The organism is Corynebacterium uberis (genome assembly GCF_020616335.1).
GTDB lineage: Bacteria > Actinomycetota > Actinomycetes > Mycobacteriales > Mycobacteriaceae > Corynebacterium > Corynebacterium uberis.
In genome coordinates, this window is the sequence record NZ_CP085051.1 from 1,747,047 (window position 1) to 1,763,978 (window position 16,932).

Sequence of the window (16,932 nt, forward strand, 5' to 3'; positions counted from 1 at the left end):
CCCTGGGGCTTGGGGGTGGCAGCGTGCGTTCTAGGCGATGGCGGCAAGCAGCCCGTCAATCGCCTTATTGACAATCCCCGGCGACTCCAGAATCACCATGTGCCCGGCCCCGTGGGCGGTCATCTGCCAGGCCCGCGGCCAGACCTCATGGATCCGGGTGGCTTGAGACATCGGAGTGACGTCATCTTTATCCCCGACGATGATGTAGCCGGGGATGTCTGCCAGGTAGGGGCCCACTTCCAGTTCATTGTGCTTTTGCAGGTCATCAAAGAATCCCACATAGGTCTCTAGCGGCGTCTCATGGATCATGGCCGCGTGGAACTCAATGAGCTTGTAGTTGGTGGGGCGCCGGAAGACGGCGACGGCCAGCCCCGGGGCAATCACGGAGGTGACCGCATCGCGGAACTTGTCTGCCTCCTCGGGGGCAATCTCTGCGGCCTCATAGACCTTCTCTGCAACCGGGGAAGCCAGAATCTGCGGCACTCCCTGGGCCGACAGCTCCTCGATGGACGTGGAGATGACAATGAGCCCGGCGATGCGCGACCTGATGTCGCTCGGCGCGCGGCGAATGACGTTGAAAGCCGCCAATCCGCCAAGAGAGTGGCCCACCAGGATGAGCGGGCCGGAGGGAGCCGCCGCGTGGATGACCTCCATGACGTCATCGGCTTCCCCATCGACGGTGCACTTGTCCGGGGACACTTTCCCGGTCTGCCCGTGACCACGCAGGTCTACAAGCAGGCCCCGCACGGTGGGCTGATGCTCCTTGAGGTAGTCCGCCTGGAGGAAATAGGCCTCCGCTGCGAGGGTGAAACCGTGAATGAAAACCACGGTCGCGGTGGGGTTGGTATCGCACCCGGTGACGTAGTAGTGGACGTCCACGCCGTCCGAATTCACCTTGCCGGTGCGCACCACATCGGTAAGGCCGGGCTTGCGGTTATGCGAATGCAAAGCCCCGCGTTCGAGGGCAATTCGGCGCCTCCCGCCGGGGGTCAGGCGGCGAATCCAGCTGCGTACCAGCGCGGTGGCGGAAGAGACAAGGTCGCTCATCGCTACAATCTTACATACGCCCTGCACAACGCCAGCTCATTTGAAAGGGAGTGCCGCGCCCATGGGAAATCTTGCCGCGCAGCTTGCCGCTAAGTTCAATACTCCAACGCCTCAGGAGGAGCAGAACACCGTTGCGGCGGGTGGTTCTACCCTGGCGCAGCTGGCGGCGCTGATAGAACAGACCACCGGCATTGAGGCCAAGACCGTCACCGCAGAGACTGATCTGCGGGACGTGCATCGGGTCAATTCGCTTGCACTAGTAGAACTGGTGGTCAAGGCGGAGGAGCATTTTGGGGTGCGCATTGAGGGCTCAGCGGCCCAACAGCTGCGCTACGCGGGGGATTTTGTGCGGTTTATTGAGCAGCACCAGGACTGACTGTCCCTGCCGGGGCGAACAAGGCACAATGGTGGCATGTGTGCGAACATTTCCTACCTTTCTGACATGGATGGCGTCCTGATCAAGGAAGGTGACATGATCCCCGGTGCTGATGCGTTCTTGCAGGCCCTGGCTGATCACGATGTCAATTTCATGGTCCTGACCAACAATTCCATCCATACTCCTCGGGACTTGTCCGCACGGCTGCGCGCCACGGGCCTGCACGTTCCCCCGGAGCGCATTTGGACCTCTGCCACGGCGACCGCCCACTTCCTTCAGTCTCAGGAGCCGGATGGGCGTGCCTATGTGTTGGGCGAGTCCGGCCTGACCACCGGGCTGCACGAGGCCGGCTGGATCCTCACTGACACGGACCCGGAGTTTGTGGTCTTGGGCGAGACCCGGACCTATTCCTTCGAGGCAATCACCAAGGCCATCAACCTCATCCGCGACGGTGCCCGGTTTATTTGCACCAACCCGGATGTCACCGGGCCGGCCCCGCTTGGGGTGCTGCCGGCGACCGGCTCGGTGGCCGCGTTGATCACTGCCGCCACCGGTCAAGAGCCCTACTACGTGGGCAAGCCGAATCCGGTGATGATGCGCTCTGCCCTCAACACCATTGGGGCGCACTCCGAGTCCACGGTGATGATCGGCGACCGGATGGACACTGACGTCAAGTCTGGCCTGGAGGCCGGCATGCGGACCATTTTGGTGCGTTCGGGAATCTCGGACGACGCCTCCGTGGGCCGCTACCCCTTCCGCCCCACGCGCATCATCGACTCTGTGGCGGACCTTATTGATTCCTGGGACGACCCCTTTGGGGACGGTTCCTTTGCTGAGGAAGAGTAGACCGGCGAACGTCGTTAAGTAATTGAGCGAGGTACGCCTTTCCTGTGTAAACTCTGGTTGGTATCAACAGGAAGGACCTTGATCATGGGTAAGGGAGTTAGCGGCGCCATCATGTCCCTGCTGGGCGCCAAACCCACCACATTGCGCGTCACCGGAACTGAGCAGATCACCGACCGCTACCTGCGCATTCACTGCGTCGGCCCGGATTTGGTCTCCGCGGAACACACCCACCCCGCCGACTACCTGCGCGGATGGTTCCCGGATCCGAACAATCCGAACAAGCAGTACCAGCGCGGGTACACCATCCGCAACGTGGACCTTAACCAGGGCACCTTTGACCTCGACTTTGTGCTCCACGAACCGGCCGGCCCCGCATCCACCTGGGCCAAAAACTGCGCCCCGGGCGATGAGCTGGAAGCCACCTACTACAACACCAACCCCTTCGTCTTGCCGGATCCGCTGCCCAAGGGAGTAGTCCTTTTCGCCGATCTCGCCGGCTATCCGGCGGTCTATGACATCGCCGACCACCTGGTGTCTACCCCCGAAACCGCGGATCTGCCGGTGGAGATCCACATGATCCGCCACCACGCCACCGACGAGGACATGCCGCTTCCCGACGCCCCCCACCTCACCGTCACCTGGCACGACTACGTCAGCGACGGCACCGCCGCCCTCGCCGCGGCACAAGACACCCGGTACCGGGGCTGGTATGTGTGGATCAGCGCCGATACCCGCTCAACGCTGAAATGCCGGTCAGCCGCCAAGCGCGAACTCCAGGCCGACAAGGAGCATCTCCACGCCCATGCGTACTGGTCTCCCGGTAAACAGATGGGCACCTCCCGCGAGAATTAACACTCCCCTCCGCCCACCCACTGGCGGCTGCGGCACCGGTTAACCAAAGTTTTTTGGCCCGCCGCGGCTGCCTTTTTGCGCTGGTCGAGGGGTAAAAGCAGGCCCATCACGCACCGTGGAAAAAGCATATGCGACGGCACGAATGCACTAAGGCCGCTAGCCTCGTGGTGACAGGCTGTAAATCAGTTGTTGATCAATCGTGGATCCATTGTGTGTCCATTGTGGATCCATTGTGGACCGACAGTCGATCACCGTTAGGTATTTGTACAGAGAGGACACAATATGGCAACCCGTCGCCAGGATGTCTACCAAAAGACCTTCCCCACCGACGCTCGCGGGAACCGCTACGTGCTCAATGACATGGGCAAGTACATCGAGAACATTCCCGTCGCCCCCGAAGATATTGCACAACGCAAGGCCTACTTTGTCGGTGCGGGCATTGGCAACCTCATCGCCGCCGGATTCCTCATCCGCGACGGCCAGCTCCCCCCGGAGAACATCACCTTCCTGGAGGCGGGGCGCGCCAACGGCGGTAGCTTCGACGGCGCCGGCAACAACGAGGACGGCTTTATCACCCGCGGCGGACGCGAAATGGGCCAACACTTCGAGTGCTTCTGGGACATCATGAAGGACGTCCCGGCGATCGAAATGGACGCCCCACACACGGTGCTCGACGAGTTCCGACTGACCAACGAATCTGACCCCAACCTGTCCAACTGCCGCATCATCCGCGATCGCGCCCAGGTGCGCCTGAAGAACCCGGAGATGGGGCTGTCCAAGCGCAGCCAGCTCGAAGTGGTCAAGCTGTTCCTCGCCCGCGAGGAAGACACCTACGGCAAGACCATTGAAGACTGGTTCGGCGAGGACTTCATGAAGTCCAATTTCTACACCCTCTGGGCCTCCATGTTCGCCTTCCAGGACTACCAGTCGCTCACTGAGATGAAGCGCTACATGCACCGCTTCGTGCAGTACCTACCCGGCTTCCCGGACATGTCCTGCCTGCGCTTTTCCAAGTACAACCAGTACACCTCCTTCATCGAGCCGCTGGAGAAGAAGCTGCGCGATCAGGGCGTGAACTTCCGCGGCGGCGTGCTGGTGACAGACCTCGACGTGGAGTACCGCTCCGGCGCCAAGAACACCCCCGGCGCGACCTTCGCTGTCACCGCGATCAAGGCGACCGTCGATGGTAAGGAAGAGATCATCAACGTCGATGACCGCGACCTGGTCATTGTCACCAACGGCTCGCTCACGGACTGCTCCGGCTACGGCGACATGAACACCGTGCCCCCCTTCCACAAGGACAAGCTGGGCGATAGCTTCGCGCTGTGGAAGAACATCGCCGCGAAGATCCCCGGCGCGGGACGCCCCGAGGTCTTTTGCAGCGACCCGGACAAGACCGTCTGGGAGTCCATCAGCTTCAACTTCTTCGGCGGCTATGACAACCCCTTCAACGCCAAGCTGCGGGAGCTGTCTACCAACGATGTCTTCTCCGGTAAGACTGTTACCGGCGGCGTGATCACCGCCCAGGATTCACCCTGGTTGGCCAGCATCACGGTCAACAGGCAGCCGCAGTTCCCGGGGCAGGAAGACGGCCTGTGTGTCGCCTGGGCTTATGGCCTGCACCCCTGGGAGAAGGGAACGGTGACGGGCAAGCCGATGCTGGAGTGCACCGGCGAGGAGATTCTCCGCGAGTTCTGCTACCACTTTGGCATCGCGGATTCTGACGTTGCCACCGTCATTGCCAAGTCCAAGGTGCGCCTGGCAACCATGCCGTACATCACCTCCCAGTTCCAGCCCCGCACCGCTGGCGATCGCCCCTGGCCTGTGCCGGATGGCTCCCTGAACCTCGGGTTTACCGGCCAGTTCGTGGAGACCCCCGACGACTGCGTGTTCACCACGGAAGGGTCCGCACGCACCGGCCAGATGGCCGTCTACGGCCTGCTCAAGCTGGACCGTGACATCCCGCCGATCTACCCCGTCCAATATGACATCCGGGCCCTGCTGCACTCCGCCAAGGCACTGGGTGACGGCCACCTGCCGGGCGAGAAGCTGCTGCGGCGTCTGCTGCGCAACACCTACTACGAGAATTTGCTTCCCCAGTAGGGTTCCCGTCGGGTAACCGCCCGCACCCCGGGGTCTTCGCGAGCCCGGGGGCTACTAGCCCGCCCACCCCGCCTGCGGATCCGGCCACCAGTGCCGGTCATCGGGCGGGGTGGGCGCGTTAAGGCTGGCTGTTTGCGCCCGGGCGCCGGGCCCCTCCCTGAGTGCCTGGGCAAATCGGGCCAGCTGCTCGCTCGGTGCGCAAATGATCTGCCGGCACCCCACTGTTTCACGCCCCTCGCGCCTCCAGCGGGTGCACCAGGACGCTTCTAGGGGGTCGGCCCCGGGTAGTACCCATTGGCACTGCTCGTCTAGGTAATCAAGCATGAGGCTTTCGACGTCGCGGCGCGCGCCGTTCGGCAGGCCGCTGATACACAGCACAGCCATGCGGGCCCCGGGTGGGGCCCAGGGGCCGGTGGGCAGGTCCGTGGTGTCCGGGCGGGGGTGGGTGGCGGTGATGGGGGAAGACATGGGTAATCAGGCTCCTTGGTCAGGGCGCGGTCGCCAGGCTCGGCGAACACTCGCGGCGTTTGTCTTCCCCTACAAACGCAGCTGACTTCATTGCTTCGACGCCATCGGTGGGCGTCGGCGACACCCGCGATTGTGCCCGTCGCGCCCGCAGCCCGCTAACCTTCAACCACCACTTGACACCCCCGTTTAATAAAGTTCAACTTAAGGGTTAGCTTCGCTTGTCGACGCCCCACCCCCGCTCACCGCCTCCCAGACCTGCTGGTTTAGCGGTGCCCACGCCTCGCGCGCCCAGGGCCCAAACTCCCGATCCGTCAGCGCCACCATCGCAGCCCCGGACCCCGGATCCAGCCACAGGTACGTCCCGCTCATACCAAAATGGCCAACCGTCTCCGCGGGCATAGCAGGCCCCGTCCAATGCGGATCCTTGTTCCCCCGGATTTCAAACCCCAGCCCCCACGGGCAGGGCTTGTGCATGCCGTAGCCGGGGACCACTCCCCGTAGCTGCGGCCACTGCACACTCCACGCCTCAGCCAGCGTCGAGGAATCCAGCAGCCGCGGCTCCCGTAGTTCCCCCACAAACGCGGCCATGTCTGCGCCAGTCGAGCGCGCCCCATGCCCCGCCGAACCATAAAGCTGTGTATTCCCCATCCCCAGTGGCTCAGTCACCGCCTCGTGGAGGTACTGCGCGAACCCCATCCCCGTAGCCTGTTCCACTTGGGTGGCCAGGGCCTCAAAACCGGCCGAGGAATACACGCGCCGCTGCCCCACCGGACGCACCGGGTCGCCGTGGGCAAAGCCCAACCCTGACGCGTGAGCCAGCAAATGGCGCACCGTTGACCCCTGCGGGCCAGCAGGCTGATCAAGCTCAATAGCGCCCTCTTCCACCGCGATGAGCACCGCGTACGCCGCCAGCAGCTTGGTCACCGACGCCAACTCAAAAACCCGGTCCGTCTCCCCCGCCTGCCAGGTACCACCAGGTGCCATCACCACCGCACCGAAGTGGTCTACCGGCCAATCAGCTAAGGGATCAAGCACGCTCATGCCCACCGATCCTAGCGCCTGCCCATCAGCCGCAGCAGGAACCGCTTGGTGTCTTCTGCGATCTCATCAACACTTTTGCCCAGCTTGTTTACCACCACCGCCGCGCGCGTGGGCGGCGGCACCACCCGGCGAGCGACCCTCCGGCCACCCTGTTTGACGGTCTGTCCCGCCCGCGCCCCCAGCCTGCGCCCCTTCGCCTCCGCACGGCGGGCCAACTCTCGGGCCTGCGCCGCCGTCATATTCACCGGCGCCCATTCCGAATTCACCGGCCAGACCCACCCCCGCCAATAGGACACGAGCGCCAGAACAATGCCGGGGATCGGGGAGACGATCATGCCCAGCTCAATCATGTCAGCCTGGTGGAAGCCCACCATGCACGTAGCGCTGATCAACGCCGGAACCGCATACAGCGGGCCGCCGCCAAAAATGCCCGGCACCTGCCCGGCCACCACATCCCGGATCATTCCCCCACCGACCGCGGTAATTACCCCCATAAACACCGCGGAAAGCAGCGGCATGTCATACGTCAATGCCTTGACCGCGCCGGTGACCGCCCACACGCCGAGCACCACCGAGTCTGCGTTTGTTTTGAAAATCTCCCACGCCTTGCCCCGGAAATTAATCACCACCGCCGCGATGGCCCCCACGAATGCCAGGCCTAGGTAGGTGGGGTCGGCGATTGCCGCCGCCGTGCCCTTTTGCATGAGCACGTCGCGCACCATACCTCCGCCGAGCGCGGAAAACAGTGCCAAGAATAAAAAGCCGATGATGTCAAAGTGGCGTTGTCGGGCAATCGTGCCGCCGATGATGCCATTGAGCATCACCCCCGTGAGGTCAAACACCCGATAGAGCTGCTCGATGGATGGGTCAACGCCGAACATGCCCGCCAGTTTAGCTAACGCCCGGGCTTGCCCACGCAGCTGCCAGATTCAACCGTTGCCACGACCCGCCGCGGCCGGTCTCATCCAGGGGGTATCCCGATGCCCCACTCGTCGCTGCGAGCAGGGCCACCCGGGATCCCACCGTATAACCGGCACTGTCCGGGAAGCGGGAAGACAGCAACACCTCAGCACCAACCGGCACGTCAGGAGCTTCATCGCGCGCCCCTATGGCCCAAAAGCCGTAAGTGAGGGCGTGGGTATAGCGGGCAACCGCCGTCGCATCATCGGCGTAGGCCTCGCCGCGGCGCGCGCACTCGACCAGGGATGCTGAGCACCGCCATTCCAGTTCTGTGCGCAGCTGGGTGGCGGCGGCGTCGATAAGCGCACGAAACTCCGGATCATTCAGGCGATCGGCGGCCGCCGCCAGGCCGACCATGCGCCCGCCAATAACGTCCAGTGGATAATGCACGCCCAGGGCAATTCGATTGTCGCCTACCTCGGCTGCACGAGCGAGCATTTGTGCCCCAAATTCCGGAATCATATAGGCCAGCACCGCGCCTTTCCAGGCCGCCTGCGCCGTATGTCCGGAGGGGAAAGACGGCGTGGTGGAATACTCATCATCTGCACCCTCACGATGCACGCGAACAATGCGATCGGGTGCGACGACAAAGAGACGCGGGTAATTAAACCAGTATTTTTCTGCCCCAGTAGAAGAGGCAATACCACCGCCGCGCGCCACCACCCCGGATAAAAGCTGTTCTACCTGTGGCAGGCGGTGTTGCGCCAAAGCCTGGCGAAAGTGCCCGGAAAGCTCAGTTCCCCAGGCATCGGACATTGTGACAAGCAAGTCATCATGGTCATCGGCCAACGCTCGCTGAACCCGAATAGGGTCTTTCACGGCCGAGTTATTAAGGGTGACCGCCTGCTCTAGATTATCCGCCAGCACCTCCGGATGATCCTGGCGCAGCCGCTCAAAGCCGGAGACTATGGGGTAATAGAAGGGCCCCCGCGCGGGCAGGTCTGACAGATACCAGCGCGCGATCTGGTCAGGGGCAAAAGGCTGCGGGTTGGGCGCGTGGCGGTGTGGTGTTGTGGCGGCGGGCGGCAGCGGGGAACCGGAGTCCGGCACCATTGCGGCCGCAGGGGTGGTGGCCGCACCGCCCACCGCGATGCTCACGGCGCAGACAACACTGATGATTCGAGAAATAGTCACGCCCTCGAGTATGAAAAACGCAGGTGTCTGCGCGGCCAACTCCGCGCTACCGCCCGGTGAACATTAGCGGCGCTGCCTCCGGCGCGGCGGGGAGGACCCGCTGCGCGGCAACAATTAGCGGTACAGCTCGGTGCCGATGATCTTGCCGATCTCAATGCTGCCATTGATGGAGGGGTGGTTGCCAAGGTTCGTCGGCACCGCAGGATCCTGCGAGCCAACCACCCACCGATCCTGCGGCTGCTTGGCGCAGGTGCCATGCCCGCGAGTGAGCTCCAGGGTGTCAATAAAGCGCAGCCCGTTGGCTTCGGCTGCGTGCCGGCCTGCGTTGCGCAGGTGCTGTTGGACCGCTTCGGCGCCCGGGACCACCGTCGGGGTGGGCTGATCGGGGATCATGGCGACCATGCAGATGCGGTCATTGTCGGCGATCTCCGGGTACCCGGCGATGACCACTTCAGCCCCCGGAGCCGCCTGCGCCACCTGCATCTTGATGTTGGCGTACACCCCTTGCATCATGCTCGGAGCAATAGCCTGCGCGTTCGCCATGGAGCTGGCCACATCAAGCCAGTTGAAGGCATCGAGGCCGCCATACATGATGACTACCTTCTCGGTGCCGGGCCCAATGTTTCCTGCCAGGATCGACTCCGCGACGACGGCCGGCAGCTCACCGAGCGGCACCATCCCGCCGGTTCCATTGCAGGACCAATCCGCAAGGGTCTTGCCCGCGGTCTGCGCCGCAGAGTGCGGCCAGTTACGGGTGTCCTTCTTGCAGGTGGGCTTGATCTGGTAGCCCTTCTCCGTGTGCGCACCATTGCCCGGGACCATGGGCCCGATGGCGCTGAAGGAATCCCCAAACGTCACCATCTGCTGAGCCCCCGCCGGCGGGGTCCCCCACACACCGGGCAGGACCGAGCCCAGGGAAAAGGTGGGCTGTGCGATCGCCGGGGCGGCCAGGGCCCCGCATGCCACCATGGCGCTGGCGGCGACGGCCAGGGCTCGTTGCATAAATGGTTTTTTACTCATTCGGTGCATTTTACGCTCACCGCAGCATTCATGCGACCGGGGGTGGAAACGCTACCCCTTCCCTATAAGTGTGCATAGTGCTTATCGACGCCCCCGCCCTCCCACACACCACTGCCCTCACCGCACAGCGAGGCGCCCAACGACGCATGCCCGGCCCCTCACCAATGCCAGTACCTACCACCTTAAAGAGGGCATGGTCTTTGCCTCCGAGAACAGCACTGTGCGCCGTCCACACTTCCGGGTTGCCCGACTGGGAATGCCACCAGGCAAATCACGCCCCCTTCAGCAATTCAGGCCAGGTGCGCGGGCACAGTCTTCGCACAGACTGTACCGTTCTCGCCCCCTTTCTTACCTGGAGAAGAGGAATGATCCCCACCAAGAAGGTGGGCCGGACGGACTAGATCCGACTTGGCATATGGCCCAAAAAGATCCCCATCACCGGACGGATATGACACAATCGTATCGCCCTAACACACACTCACACAGTGACACTAAGCACAAGCCTAAGTCTCCACTTACCGAAAGCCAACATGGACAGCGCACCCCTCATCCAACAAGAATTTTCCCACTACGTTTCAGAGCGCTCGTTTTGGCTATCCGCCACGAGTAAAGGGGAAACGGTAATCGTCACGGTCACCGACAACTCGTCGTATCAAAACGCACCAGAGTTTCCGGTTGAGTTATCCCAAGAAGAATGGGACATCTATTACAGGCGTGTGTCCAAGATAGACAAGTATCCCTTCTCCATGATGAAGATACATCTGGAGGAAGCGATTGCGTCTGCGCTCAATCAAAATATGCGTAACGTAACGATTGTGTATGACGGCTGTTTTGCGCCGAAAGGCACGTACTACACCCCTCCACAGACTTAAAGCTCAACCGTGATTTCCCCACGCCGTGGCCCCTCCGAGGGGCACGTGCGCACCCTCACAGCAGGGCGAGCAACAAGGGACTGCCAGGTGCCCGCTGACACGGCACGCTCCATCATGTTTTCCACAGGGCCCCACGGGAGGCTCTGCCCGATCTTCCTACCTTGCACTCGCCCATACCTTCCACGGCGAGCGTCCTTGTGGGGCCAGTGGGGCTCGAACCCACGACCAACGGATTATGAGTCCGTAGCTCTAACCGACTGAGCTATAGCCCCGTGTGTACCCGGCGGTTCGACCGCGGGCCGTCCATGAGTATATCCGATCTACCACGCCGCCAAACATGCCACCTACGGGCCACCCCTACGGGCGCATTGTGCTGGGGATTTGCTCACTTCCGGAGCTGCTGGCTATAGTTGGACACCGTTGCACAGCACGCCGGATGATCACGGCGTTGCCCGCAACATGATCCTCCATAGCTCAGTTGGCAGAGCATTCGACTGTTAATCGAAGGGTCACTGGTTCGAGCCCAGTTGGAGGAGCTTTCCCCGCCGCTACGCATCCTGGATGCGCCGCGGCGGGCTTTTTGTTTGTGCGGCCCCGCACTGAAAGGACCTGCTCGGCCGCCGCAGGGCGGCGCTCGGCCTGCCGGACGTTGATGCTCCACTTTCTGCCCGGCTAGACTATCTGCGACTCTCCTCACGCCCCACCCATGTGCAAAGGAATTGCCTCTATGATCCAGTTCGTTGTTGGCGCCGCGGCAGGCTACGTCTTTGGCACCAAGGCCGGGCGGAAGCGTTTTGATCAGATCAAGCGCGGCTATACAGCGGCGGTGAATTCGCCGGTGGCCAAGAACGCGGTCCGTGCCGGGCGCAAGGCGTTGGCGGACAGGCTTGACCCGCAGCCTCGGATGCGCGAGGTGAAAAACCTGCGGGGCAAGCGCGGCGGCAAAGCGGGCGAGAATCAGGCGCCCGCCCCACAGATTTTTGAGCCCGATGAGGACTAGCGTGCCTGGTTGCCAAACGCCCGGGCGTTGAGCTGACGGCGTTCCTGTTCGAGGGCCACGAGGTCGGAGAACAGGGCGTTGTAGGCCATTTCATCATCGGAGGGGCGCATCCGCTCCAGGCGTCCTTTGAGTTGGGCAATCTGGTTTCCCACGCGGGCTTCTTGGAGCCGGGAGAGCACGGAATCGACGTAACCGGGCAGTTCTTCCTGGGCAACGTGGATGTCTTCCACGGCGAGCTCAGAGACCACAGATTTGCCGGTGAGGTCGTGCATCTGGTCGCCAATGCGCGCGATCCACTCCACTCCGTCGCTGGCCTGCTGGCATCCTCCGGCTGCTGTCATGGCGGCGCGTACGGCCCGGTAGGCGGGGTGGGTGTATACGTCAACGCCCAGACCGTCGAAGTAGGAGCCGGCTAGTTGCGGGTACTGGAGCGCGAGCTTAAGCGCCTCGCGCTGGGGCCAGAGTTCGGGGCTGCGGGGATCGGGAAGGCTGAGCGCCGGCGTGCTGGCAGCCGGTGCAGAGGAGCCGGATGCGAAGCGGCGCGCTCGCTTGGGGCTTGCTGGGGTTCGGGGTGAGCGGACTTCCTTAGCCACGGCGCGGACCACTTCGTCGGGGTCTGACCAGCCGATCCATCCGGATAGCAGGCGGGCGTATTGGTTGCGCAGCGTCTCGTCTTTGATGCTGGCAACAATGGGCACGCCGCGCCGCAGCGCCTGGAGGCGGCCTTCGACGGTATCGATGCTGAATTCGCGCAGCACGGATTGGAGAACGAACTCGACGATCGGGATGCGCGAGGCAACCAGATCCCGCACGGCGACATCCCCGCGGGCAAGACGCAGGTCGCAGGGGTCCATGCCGTCGGGGGCGACGGCGACGAAGGACTGCCCGGTGAATTTCTGGTTGCCGTCAAAGGCGCGCATGGCGGCCTTCTGCCCGGCGTCGTCTCCGTCGAAGGTGTAGATGATCTCACCGCGGAAGAAGCTGTCATCGAGCATGAGGCGGCGCAGGATTTGCAGGTGTTCTTCGCCGAAAGCCGTGCCACAGGCGGCCACGGCGGTGGGCACGCCGGCGGCGTGCATGGCCATGACGTCTGTGTAGCCTTCGACAATCACCGCTTGGTGGCCCGCGGCGATGTCCTTCTTGGCCTGGTCCAGCCCGAAGAGCACCTTGGACTTGTGGTACAGCAGCGTGTCCGGGGTGTTCATGTATTTGCCCAGTTTGTCATCGTCGAAGAGTTTGCGGGCACCGAATCCGATGACGTCTCCGGACATGTTTTTAATCGGCCACAGGAGGCGGCGGTGGAAGCGGTCGATGGGCCCGCGCCGGCCCATCGTCGATAAGCCTGCGGCCTCTAGCTCGGCGAAGTCGAAGCCTGCGGAGAGCAGCTTCTTGGTCATGGTGTCCCAGCCGGCGGGGGCATATCCGCATTCAAATTCGTAGATTTGCCCCTGAGAGAATCCGCGGTTAAGCAGAAACTCACGGGCGGTTTCCGCCTCGGGTGTTTCTAACTGGGCACGGTAGAAGGCGTGGGCTGCTTTATTTGCCGCGATGAGCCGCTGACGGGTGCCGGGTTCCTCGCGCCGGCCGGGCCCGCCGCCTTGGTAGTTGATGTGGTAGCCAATTTTGGCGGCGCAGTATTCCACGGCCTCCGGGAAGGTGATGTGCTCCATCTCCATGAGGAAGCTGTAGACGTCCCCGCCTTTGCCGGTGGAAAAGCAGTGGTAGTAGCCCCTGTTGGGGCGCACGTGGAAGGACGGCGTCTTTTCGTCCTTAAAGGGACTCAGGCCCTTAAGCGAGTCTGATCCGCCCGGTTTGAGCGCCACGTAGTCCCCCACGATCTCCTCGATGGGAGTACGTTCGCGGATCGCTTGGACGTCACTGTCCGGAATCCTTCCCTTTGCCATGTCTATCAAGATACCCACGGGCCGTGCCATGATGGTCCCCATGGGTTCACAGCAGCACTCCGGCGGGGGCGACGGCACCAATACTGGTAGCACTACCGGCACCAATACCAGCGGCAACACCAGCGGCGGTGGCCGCGGGCGGTCATCGCGTTCGGTGTGGTCGGCTCTCCTTGGCGTGGTGGCGGTGGCGGTGGCCGCCTGGTTCGGCTGGGACCTCACCGGCGGAAGCGGCGACACGACTGCCACCAGCGCCGCGCCCAGTAGCGCGCACAGCAACGACACCGCGTCTTCGCAGTCCACTTCCTCGAAGTCCCGGGGTGACTCACCGCGCGCTGATGCCTCCCTCGGCGCCACACCCGGCGGCGAGCATGCTCAGGGCACCTGCCCGCTGGCGCAACTCCCGCCGCAGGCCGCGCAGGTTGCCAAGGCCATCGTCAACGGCGGCCCGTTTGCGCACCCCAACAATGATGGGACTCGGTTTGGCAATTATGAGTCCGCGCTGCCACGCCAGGGCCGTGACTACTATCGTGAATACACGGTGGATACCCCGGGTGCTGGGCACCGCGGTGCGCGGCGCATTGTCACCGGCGGGTCCAACCCCACGCAGCCGGAAGTGTGGTATTACACCGCGGACCACTACGAGTCTTTTTGCGAAATTCCCGACGCCCCCTAACCCCGCCACCCGCGCCCCGTCGCCCGCCCCGACGAACATCCACCGTTTATCCCCCTGACCTGCCACTTTCTTCCCGCTGACTAGCCCCCGCCACTGTCTGCTTACAGCGACAGAGTAAGGTGGGATTCATTAACCATTTGCCACGCCTGATTCCGCTGAATGCGTTCATGAGTCTGCTCCCGGCGTGCCTGATTAGTGCGCTTTGCTCGCACCTTGACGTTTGGCCATGAAACACAACCGAATCCTTATTACTGCACCCGTAACCACCCGGGCTGAGTTCTTTTCTGAACTTGCCCACGCAACCTATGAGCCGGGTCGGCAAGCGCCGCGCACCCTCGACGGGATGGCGGACCTGCTTAAGGAGTTTCAGGTGCGCACCATCATTTGTGCGAACTGGTCACTTCCGGCTGCCGACGCCGCCGCCATCCGCAGGGTCCTCTCCGACCTTTCCGTCGCCCTCAAGCGCTAAACCCCCAGCGCCGCCACCGCCCCCAGCCCACTCCCACCCCACCACATCCGCCCGCCGAAACACCGCCGCCGTGAGCCACGCCACTGTCGCACGACCCGCTGGCGTGGCTGGTAACTAGTAGCGGTCAATAATGTCCACGCAGCTGCGGGCGATGCGCTCTAGGCGCGACTCCGTCATCGACGCTATCTGGTCGATGATGACGCGCTGGCGCTCCACATCCGTGGGCGCAGCCAGCCACCATTGGGCAAACAGCGGGTCGAGGGCCCCGGGGGCTCCGGCGGAGAGGTAGTCAAAGACACGCAGGATGCGGTCGCGCTGCCAGTCCTGGCGGGCCAGGTGGGTGGCCTCATCCATGACGTAGAGCACGGCGATGGTTTTCAGCAGGGTGACCTCCGCGCGGATGCCGTCCGGCACGGCAAGGTCACCGTGGGTGCGCCCCACGGTGGCGCCGTGTGCCGCGTGTTCGGTGGCCTCCACGGTGGCACCCACGTAGCGTCCGACGAGCTCGGAGGTCAGCCGCTTGAGCGCGACCAGGTCGCGCAGGGAGCCGGAGAAGTCGCAGGCGTGGGCGACGACGTCGAGCTGCCGCAGTCGGCCGGCGGCGTCGATAAGCTCATCGGGGTCTCCGCCGAAGGCCTGCGCTCCCTTTTGTGCCAGGTGGGCAAGCTCAACAAGGTCCCACAGGACGGTGAGGTTGACGCGTCGGGAAAGGATGGCATCTTCCACGTCGTGGACGCAGTAGGCGATGTCATCGGCCCAGTCCATGGCCTGGGCTTCCATGCTGGGGCGGGCATCCTCATGCCCGCGGCGAATCCACTCCAGCAGCGCGGCGTCTTCGTCATAGCACCCGTATTTGCGGTTGTGGGTGCCGTCTGGGTTGGTGCGGGTGCGGGGGTATTTGCAGGCCGCGTCGAGGGCGGCGCGGGTGAGGTTGAGGCCTACTGACTGCCCGTCGGCGTCCAGGACCTTGGGCTCCAGGCGGGTGAGGATGCGCAGGGTTTGGGCGTTGCCTTCAAAGCCGCCGCAGTCTGCCGCGGCCTCGTTGAGCGCTACTTCCCCGTTGTGGCCGTAGGGCGGGTGCCCGATGTCATGGGTCAGCCCGGCAAGTTCGGTCAGGTCCGGGTCGAGCCCCAGTCCGCTGCCGATGCCGCGCGCAATTTGGGCGACTTCCAGCGAGTGGGTCAGCCGCGTGCGGGGCGTGTCGCCGTCGCGCGGGCCCACCACCTGGGTTTTATCGGCTAGCCGGCGCAGTGCCGCCGAGTGCAGCACGCGGGCGCGGTCACGGGAGAAGGCGCTGCGGTGGTCGGTGCGGGGGTCAGAAAGCGCCGCCTGTTTGGGGGGTTCGTTGACCAGGCGTTGGGTGTCGGCGGCGGTGTACGGGTAGGTCACTGGGGTTGGTCCTGTGGTGGGGTCTGGTCGTCTTGGCGGCGCAGGTAGTCGATGCGGGCGCGTCGGGATGGGCGCACGGTGGCTGCGACTTGTCTGAGCACCGCTTCCAGCCTAGTGGCCGCCGGCCAGCCGACCGCCCGCGCCACGTCTACTACCAGCAGGCCGCCGCATTCGTGCAGCAGCGTCAGCCACCACGCCTTGCGGGGGAAGGTGCTGGGGCACCAGGGGGTGGGATACAGCGCCGCGGCCAGGCCCAGCTGGGTGCACAGGGCGGCGGTCCGCGCGCAGTGGTTGGGGTCTGTGACGATGGCGACGGGGCCGTCGATAGCCTGCGCGAGCGCCTCGAGCGATCCGCGCGTGTCATTGCCCTCCGGCAGGGCGGTAATTGCCCGCTTATCGACGCCCCGTCGCGCCAACCAGCGCTGCCCCACCGCGGCCTCCGTCCACTGGTCGCCCGGCAGCCGCGAGCCCAAGGTCACCACGGCGGCGCCGCTGCGCTGATGCAGGTGGGCCGCCCAGCGCAGCCGCGCGGCGAACTGCCGGGATGCCCGGCCGTTGTACTGGGCGGTTCCTAGCACGGCAATGGTCGGCTCCGTGTTGCGGCGGCGGGCGGGCGCGGGGATGGTGGCGGCGGCAAGCACCCGCAGGGGGTAGCTGGCGGCGGCGCTGAAGGCGACTGCGGCAAGCAGTGCCGGTATGGGTCTCATGGCCGTCTAGTTTGCCAGGGGCGGCGCAGTACTGGGGGCTCGGTTATCGTAGGAAGCCATGAAGCAGTCTT

At 63.9% G+C, this 16,932-nt stretch carries 17 protein-coding genes and 2 tRNA genes; 9 read left to right on the forward strand and 10 right to left on the reverse strand.

All coding sequences use genetic code 11. The features are described from left to right. Positions 1–30: 30 nt before the first annotated feature. Positions 31–1,047 (reverse strand): alpha/beta fold hydrolase, encoded by a 1,017-nt coding sequence (locus tag LH390_RS07995; protein WP_227281811.1) that lies wholly within the window; start codon positions 1,045–1,047, stop codon positions 31–33. A gap of 61 nt (positions 1,048–1,108) precedes the next feature. Between LH390_RS07995 and LH390_RS08000 the strand changes: the two genes are divergently transcribed. From LH390_RS08000 to LH390_RS08015, 4 genes are all read left to right on the forward strand, one after another. After that, entirely contained in the window at positions 1,109–1,423 is a 315-nt protein-coding gene (locus LH390_RS08000; RefSeq protein ID WP_227281810.1) for an acyl carrier protein, read from the forward strand. 36 nt (positions 1,424–1,459) lie between these two features. Then, complete coding sequence (locus tag LH390_RS08005) at positions 1,460–2,269, forward strand: HAD-IIA family hydrolase (RefSeq protein WP_227281809.1); 810 nt, start codon at positions 1,460–1,462, stop codon at positions 2,267–2,269. An 84-nt stretch (positions 2,270–2,353) separates the two neighbouring features. After that, entirely contained in the window at positions 2,354–3,121 is a 768-nt protein-coding gene (locus tag LH390_RS08010) for a siderophore-interacting protein (RefSeq protein WP_227281808.1), read from the forward strand. A 282-nt stretch (positions 3,122–3,403) separates the two neighbouring features. Further along, positions 3,404–5,224 carry an oleate hydratase gene (locus LH390_RS08015; RefSeq protein WP_227281807.1) on the forward strand — a complete coding sequence of 607 codons (1,821 nt, stop codon included), beginning with the start codon at positions 3,404–3,406 and terminating at the stop codon, positions 5,222–5,224. Positions 5,225–5,278: 54 nt separating this feature from the next. Here LH390_RS08015 and LH390_RS08020 read toward each other — a convergent pair whose 3' ends face one another. The 5 genes from LH390_RS08020 to LH390_RS08040 all read right to left on the reverse strand — a co-directional run bounded on the left by LH390_RS08020 (position 5,279) and on the right by LH390_RS08040 (position 9,847). After that, a complete protein-coding gene (locus LH390_RS08020; RefSeq protein WP_227281806.1) occupies positions 5,279–5,692 on the reverse strand; it encodes a hypothetical protein in 414 nt (137 codons plus the stop codon). A gap of 201 nt (positions 5,693–5,893) precedes the next feature. Beyond that, complete coding sequence (locus tag LH390_RS08025) at positions 5,894–6,733, reverse strand: serine hydrolase domain-containing protein (protein ID WP_227281805.1); 840 nt, start codon at positions 6,731–6,733, stop codon at positions 5,894–5,896. 11 nt (positions 6,734–6,744) lie between these two features. Beyond that, positions 6,745–7,614, reverse strand: a complete 870-nt coding sequence (locus LH390_RS08030; RefSeq protein WP_227281804.1) for a trimeric intracellular cation channel family protein — start codon at positions 7,612–7,614, stop codon at positions 6,745–6,747. Between the two features lie 10 nt (positions 7,615–7,624). Continuing rightward, positions 7,625–8,827, reverse strand: coding sequence for an acid phosphatase (locus tag LH390_RS08035; protein ID WP_227281803.1), 1,203 nt, complete (start codon positions 8,825–8,827; stop codon positions 7,625–7,627). A 114-nt stretch (positions 8,828–8,941) separates the two neighbouring features. Then, positions 8,942–9,847: a GDSL-type esterase/lipase family protein gene (locus tag LH390_RS08040; protein ID WP_227281802.1), complete on the reverse strand. Its 906-nt coding sequence runs from the start codon at positions 9,845–9,847 to the stop codon at positions 8,942–8,944. Between the two features lie 530 nt (positions 9,848–10,377). Here LH390_RS08040 and LH390_RS08045 point away from each other — a divergent pair. Next, the gene (locus tag LH390_RS08045) at positions 10,378–10,719 is read left to right on the forward strand and encodes a hypothetical protein (RefSeq protein WP_227281801.1); all 342 of its coding nucleotides are present in this window, start codon (positions 10,378–10,380) and stop codon (positions 10,717–10,719) included. Between the two features lie 198 nt (positions 10,720–10,917). On the opposite strand, the gene LH390_RS08050 is transcribed toward LH390_RS08045, so the two are convergent. Beyond that, positions 10,918–10,991 (reverse strand) — tRNA-Ile (locus tag LH390_RS08050). Positions 10,992–11,182: 191 nt separating this feature from the next. Here LH390_RS08050 and LH390_RS08055 point away from each other — a divergent pair. Beyond that, positions 11,183–11,255, forward strand: a tRNA-Asn gene (locus LH390_RS08055). Between the two features lie 191 nt (positions 11,256–11,446). Further along, positions 11,447–11,719, forward strand: coding sequence for a hypothetical protein (locus LH390_RS08060; protein WP_227281800.1), 273 nt, complete (start codon positions 11,447–11,449; stop codon positions 11,717–11,719). On the opposite strand, the gene dnaG is transcribed toward LH390_RS08060, so the two are convergent. Continuing rightward, on the reverse strand, positions 11,716–13,623 hold the full coding sequence (dnaG, locus tag LH390_RS08065) for a DNA primase (protein WP_227281799.1): 1,908 nt from the start codon (positions 13,621–13,623) through the stop codon (positions 11,716–11,718). The two genes, LH390_RS08060 and dnaG, sit on opposite strands and share 4 nt — an antisense overlap. A gap of 40 nt (positions 13,624–13,663) precedes the next feature. Here dnaG and LH390_RS08070 point away from each other — a divergent pair, with 40 nt between their 5' ends. Further along, positions 13,664–14,296, forward strand: coding sequence for a guanyl-specific ribonuclease (locus LH390_RS08070; protein WP_346344320.1), 633 nt, complete (start codon positions 13,664–13,666; stop codon positions 14,294–14,296). Between the two features lie 226 nt (positions 14,297–14,522). Then, complete coding sequence (locus LH390_RS08075) at positions 14,523–14,765, forward strand: hypothetical protein (RefSeq protein WP_227281798.1); 243 nt, start codon at positions 14,523–14,525, stop codon at positions 14,763–14,765. Between the two features lie 114 nt (positions 14,766–14,879). On the opposite strand, the gene LH390_RS08080 is transcribed toward LH390_RS08075, so the two are convergent. Further along, on the reverse strand, positions 14,880–16,154 hold the full coding sequence (locus tag LH390_RS08080; protein ID WP_227281797.1) for a deoxyguanosinetriphosphate triphosphohydrolase: 1,275 nt from the start codon (positions 16,152–16,154) through the stop codon (positions 14,880–14,882). Further along, positions 16,151–16,861, reverse strand: coding sequence for a YdcF family protein (locus LH390_RS08085; RefSeq protein ID WP_227281796.1), 711 nt, complete (start codon positions 16,859–16,861; stop codon positions 16,151–16,153). The genes LH390_RS08080 and LH390_RS08085 overlap by 4 nt, the downstream gene beginning before the upstream one ends. Between the last annotated feature and the right edge of the window lie 71 nt (positions 16,862–16,932).